We start from the raw sequence: 5686 nt of genomic DNA, 5'->3' as shown, positions 1-5686 counted from the left end.
CGAAGCCCATGCCTTTGGTCTGACCAGAATTAATGACCGCCGTTATGTCAGCGTGCAGACCATTAAAGGCATCGAAATATGGGATTTCACCGATCTTGATGATCCACAGCAGGTCAGCAAACTGGCATTGCCGGGTGTCAATGCCGGCGATTACACCGCCGTTGCCTGGCAGCAATGGTGGCAGGCGCCTTACCTCTATGTTGCCGCCTCGGATCAGGGGGTATTTATTGTTGATGCCAGCGATCCGGCCAACCCTGTTATTGCTAACCGCGGCAACGGCCGGCCGAACCCGGTACCTCCGGCTGAGCTGGGTGGTTCGCGCGTAGGGCCGATCTTTACGCTGGGAAACCAGATGGTGGTCACCAGCATGGATCAGCGTGATGGCTTTGCCAGCCTGGATATTTCCGATCCTCTGAATCCGCGCTTACTCGACCGTACACCGGACTTACCGCAGGGCTATTACGCCACCTGTTTCGATGGCAACAAAGTGCATGCCTCGGTGCGTGGTGCCGGCGCTTATATGGTCAGTTATGACCTGAGCAATCCGGGTAAATTTGTACTGGAAAGCAACAGCCTGCAGATTGATGAGCAGCTGTATTGCGGTGTTCAGGACAACCACGTGTTTCAGGGGATAGAACACGCGGTGCATAAAGTGGATATCAGTAACCCGTTTAATTACACCGATATTGGCCATGGCTCCTTACCGGTCGCCAATGCCGATCATGGTCAGGTCGCGCCCTTTGGCAACCTGGTGTTTATCGGTAACGATCACGGCACCGGTAATGCCTTTATGGTGCACGATATTCATCCGGACACCACCGCGCCGTGGGTGAAACAGGTGTCGCCACGTGCGGGAGCGCTGAATCAGGCACTGACCAGCCGTATTGGTATCGCCTTTGCCGATACGGTCGATTTTGAAAGCATCAGTGCCGCGACCATTCAGTTGCGCCCTGTGGCAGAACCCGGTTCGGCACCGCTGGCCGGTACGTACAGTGCCTGGCTGGGGCTGGTGAATTTCACGCCGGCACAGCCTCTGGCGCCCAACACCGAATATGAACTGCGGGTCAGTGGCGTGAAAGATTATGCCGGTAATGCCCTGAGCAATCTGTACAGCAGCCGCTTTACCACCGGCAGCGCGACCAATGCGAGTCTGGCTTATCACTGGCCGCTGGATGGTAATGGCCGCGATGAGGCCGGTGGCAACCACGGTGAACTCAGCAACGGCCAGTTTACGGAAGGTGGTTTGGCGTTGAATGCGGCGGGGCAGCTCAGTCTCGATGACGATGTATCAGGCATTCTGGGTGGTTCGGCCACGGTGTCGTTTTATTTAAAAACCACGCAAAGCGGCAGCAATAACGCCTGGCAGGCGCCGGGATTATTTGGCCGTGATAATGAGAACGGTACCGAAGACGTATTCTGGGGCTGGCTCGACAGCAACGGCCGCTTGCGCCTGAGCGCCGGTAACGATGCGGGCATCAGTACTCCGCAGGCTGTTAATAACGGTGAATGGCGGCATGTTGTGCTCAGCCGTAATTCCGCCGACGGTGCGCTGAGTATCTGGCTGAACGGTGAGCGTGTTGCCAGTGGCAGTGCCCGCGCCGGTATTCTTGGCGGCGCCTGGTATAACAGCTACCAGACTCTGGGCCGAATTCTGCAGCAGGGGCAGGCGCTGCAGGGCGTTATTGACGATGTACGGGTGTACAACCGCGTGTTATCCGATAACGAAATCCAGACGCTGGCGGCAACGCCGGTGCTCAGTATCAATGCCGATACCCGCGAGATGCAGCAGCAGGTGAACACCGCCGGCAGTTTCCGGGTGGATATTCGTGGCAGTGAAAATGCGTTAATCAGCTGGAATTTTGGCGATGGTACGGTGACGCCGTTCAGCAGTGCCAACCCGGTCAGTCACCAGTACAGCACGCCGGGTCACTACCGGGTGATTGTGACTATTCAGACGCCGGAGGGCGAACAAACCCAAAGCTTTGAGCATACGGTGACTTATCCGCTGACACCTCAGGCACCGGCGAATTCAACCCCGGTCACTGGCGATGGCCAGCAGGTGTATAACGTCAATCCGGATAACGGCACTGTGACCGCCATTAATGCCAGCTCCCTCAATAAAGTCTGGGAAGTGGCTGTGGGGCGCGATCCGAAAACCCTGGCCATCGGTCCGAACGGCTGGATCTGGGTAGCGGTACAGGCTGACGATCTGCTGCTGGCACTGGACAGCGCCGGGCAAGTCCGCAAGCGTGTTGCCTTACCTTATGGTGACGGCCCTTACGGCATTGTCTTTACTCCGGATCAGAGTCTGGGTCTGGTAACACTGCAGAACCGTGGTCAGTTACTCAGCTTTGACCCTTATAGCGGTGCCGAACTGAACCGCGTTGCGGTGAATCCGGATGCCCGTGGTCTGGCGGTGGATGCTTACAGTGAACGGGCCTACGTGACCCGTATGCGCACAGCGATCAGTAATAACGGCACCGGTGGTGCTGAAATCAGTGTGGTGAACCTGGGCAGTATGACGGCAGAAAACAGCATTCTGCTGGCCAACGACACCAGCACCACCGACGCCGAAGACCGTGGCCGTGGTGTGCCGAACTACCTGCATCAGGTGGTGATTTCGCCGGACGGCCGCCGGGCCTGGGTGCCGTCAACCAAGGTGAATATCGAGCGCGGACCGGTACGCGATGGCCGTCCGCTGAGCCATGACAGTACCGTACGCACGGTGGTAAACCAGATTGACCTGAGCAGCGGCAGCGAGCTGTTTGCCGAACAGATCGACTTTAACGACCGCGATTCCGCTCATGCGCTGGCGTTCTCACCGCAGGGGGATTACGTGCTGGTGGCGCTGCAGGGCTCGAACACCGTTGAAATTGTCGATGCCTACAGCGGTGCGGTGCGTGGTGCGCTGAATCAGAGTGGCCTGGCGCCTCAGGGCGTGTATATCGATGCTGAGCGTCAGCGCGCCTTTATTTATAACTTCACCAGCCGCTCGGTCAGTGTGTTTGATCTGAAGGATGTGCTGGCATCGGTCAGCTTTGCGCCGGCAAAGGTCGCCGATATCACGGTGGTGGCCAACGAAAAACTGGAAGATTCGGTGCTGCGCGGCAAGCAGATTTTCTATAACGCCCGTGATCTGCGTATGAGCCGTGATGGCTACATGGCCTGTGCCAGCTGCCATATCGAAGGTCTGGATGACGGCGTGGTGTGGGACTTCACTGACCGTGGTGAAGGTCTGCGTAATACCACCAGTCTGAAAGGACGTATGGGGCTGGGCCATGGCCGGGTGCACTGGACGGCGAATTTCGATGAAATTCAGGATTTCGAAAATGATATCCGCTACGCCTTTGGCGGTACTGGTTTCCTCGCGGATGCTGACTTTAACGCAAGCCAGGCCCCACTGGGCGCCGCCAAGGCTGGTAAAAGCACAGATCTCGATGCGCTGGCCGCTTATGTCGCCTCGCTTGAGCACTATGAGCGCAGCCCTTACCGCAGCGAAAACGGCAAACTGACGGCGGCAGCACAGAGTGGTGAAGCCCTGTTCGGTGAGGTTGGTTGTGCCGGTTGTCACAGCGGCGATACCAAGCGTGACGGACAGCGTCACGATGTCGGTACCATTCTGCCGGACTCCGGTCTGGGCCAGAATCAACCGCTGGCGGGAGTCGGCTTTGATACCCCAACGCTGCACGGCGTCTGGCGTACCGCGCCGTACTTCCATAATGGTCAGCTGCCGACCCTGGAGGCTGTGCTGGCATCCGGACACGGTGCTAACCGCAGTTTAAGCAGTGCCGAGCAGGCGCAGCTGCTGGCTTATGTCGGCTCACTCGATGGTGCTGAGAAACAGTACTTCCGCATGCAGATGCGTGACTGGGATGAATGCTGGGTGGCCGAAGGTGTGGGTGACGATGCCAATATTGGCCGTTACCAGTGCGGTGACTGGAACGATCAGTGGTGGTATCAGGATCTGCTCGGTCGCTTCCATCCGAAACGGGCCGAACATTATTGTGCCAAAGGTCAGGCTGCTGACGGTGGCTGGTTCTCGCTGTGGAAGTGTAATAACAACGCCGACCAGCAATGGCAGACCGACGGTTACCTGATCCGCCTTAAAGCCGATCCGGGCAAAGTGGTTGATGCTCATCAGGGTCAGTTGCGTGAAGTAAATATGTGGAGTGAAAACGGCAACAACAACCAGTTCTGGCAGAAGAACCCGTCTGATTTCCGGCATTTACGCCATGGCAGTGGTTTGTGTCTGACGGCTGTTGCGGTGCAGCAGGACAGTGGTCTGGTACTCAGTGAGTGCCGTGTGGATGAGAAACAGCAATGGCGTGAAGACAGCGCCGGTCGTTTCCATCTGCTGGCTAATCCGAATCTGTGTCTGGATTATAAAGGGCAGACGCAGGACAACGGTGCGCTGGTTCTCTGGGCCTGTAACGGTGACTGGAATCAGCAGTTTATCCGTGACGGAGCACAGCTGACGACCCGCCGTAATACGGCCTTTGCTGTTGAATCAGCCGAAAATGTCAGCGGTGCCTCTGTGCGTATCTGGTCGCGTGATCATTTACCGCAGCAGCAATGGGTCAGTGAATAAGCAATACTGCGCTGAGTAAAATTTGCAGTCAGTCTGGTAAATTACCGGGCTGACTGCGGGTTTAAGCAAGGCTGTGTTGAATAAAAATTGAGGAACAGCACGCTGTACGTTTCTATTACATAAAAGTTACAAATTCTAAGAGGATTGATAACATTGTTATTAATCCTTTTTTTATATAGGGGTATAAAATTCTTTTTTATTTTTTGTGGAATGCATGGTTTATGAAGTGCGAGTTTTGCCATCAGTCGGCATTAGCCGGAAAACCCATCACGGTTTCCGGAATCGGTATTGCACACCAGTCCTGTTATGAGCGTCATCTGATTGAACAACGTGTGTTTAAATCTCTGAATCTGCGTCAGCTGAATGCAACGGAATTGAATGAGCTGCAGGATCTGGTGCAGATTGAAGTTAACTCCCGTCAGTCGATTCATACCGAAATCGAACTCTGGTAGCCGCCCAGCAATTTGCCGGATAAAAAGCAACGACGTCCATGCCTCTTGGGCAATGTTTTATTCGGCGTATACTGATGCCATTACTAAAGATAGGGATACTGTCATGGCACAACCATCGGCTCATTTTAATCTGCCCACCAAACTGCTGCACTGGGGGTCCGCCCTGCTGATTTTTGCTCTCCTGACGATTGGTATATTGCTGGAGGAATTACCCCGCGGGCCGGAAAAACTGCAGCTCGTTGGCCTGCATAAATCCTTTGGCGTAGTGGTGCTTATTCTGCTGATTATCCGTATTCCGGTACGTCTTAATAATCCGGTTGCCCCGTTGGCTGGTATACCAAGGGCGGATGTGATTAAAGCCAAAGCCGTACAGGGACTGCTTTATCTGTGCATGCTGCTGATGCCTGTCAGTGGCATTCTGATGAGTCAGAGTGCCGGATATCCGGTTGCGCTGTTTGGTCTGGAGTTACCCACTCTGATAGGTAAGAGTCACGATATGCATGAATTCTCTGAAGGTGTACACGGCCTGACAGCCTGGGCTCTGCTGATCTTACTGGTAGCTCATATCGGAGCGGCGCTGTATCACCACATCAAGCTGAAAGACGACACGCTGAAACGCATGAGTCTGAAAAAATAACCAAACCAG

At 55.2% G+C, this 5686-nt stretch carries 3 protein-coding genes; all 3 read left to right on the top strand.

Features of this window, described 5'->3' with window-relative positions:
• Window positions 1-4588: ricin-type beta-trefoil lectin domain protein (locus B3P58_RS04135; protein ID WP_286716210.1), on the top strand; the 4588-nt coding region annotated here is incomplete at its 5' end.
• 221 nt (window positions 4589-4809) lie between these two features.
• Window positions 4810-5040 carry a DUF2175 domain-containing protein gene (locus B3P58_RS04130; RefSeq protein WP_145469345.1) on the top strand — a complete coding sequence of 77 codons (231 nt, stop codon included), beginning with the start codon at window positions 4810-4812 and terminating at the stop codon, window positions 5038-5040.
• A 103-nt stretch (window positions 5041-5143) separates the two neighbouring features.
• Complete coding sequence (locus B3P58_RS04125; RefSeq protein WP_286716207.1) at window positions 5144-5677, top strand: cytochrome b; 534 nt, start codon at window positions 5144-5146, stop codon at window positions 5675-5677.
• Window positions 5678-5686 lie beyond the last annotated feature (9 nt).

The organism is Thalassolituus sp. UBA2009 (assembly GCF_002335285.1).
Classification (GTDB): domain Bacteria; phylum Pseudomonadota; class Gammaproteobacteria; order Pseudomonadales; family Oceanobacteraceae; genus Venatoribacter; species Venatoribacter alkanivorans.
Note: the sequence above shows the minus strand (reverse complement) of the source record. Positions and strands in the feature narration are given on the sequence as shown.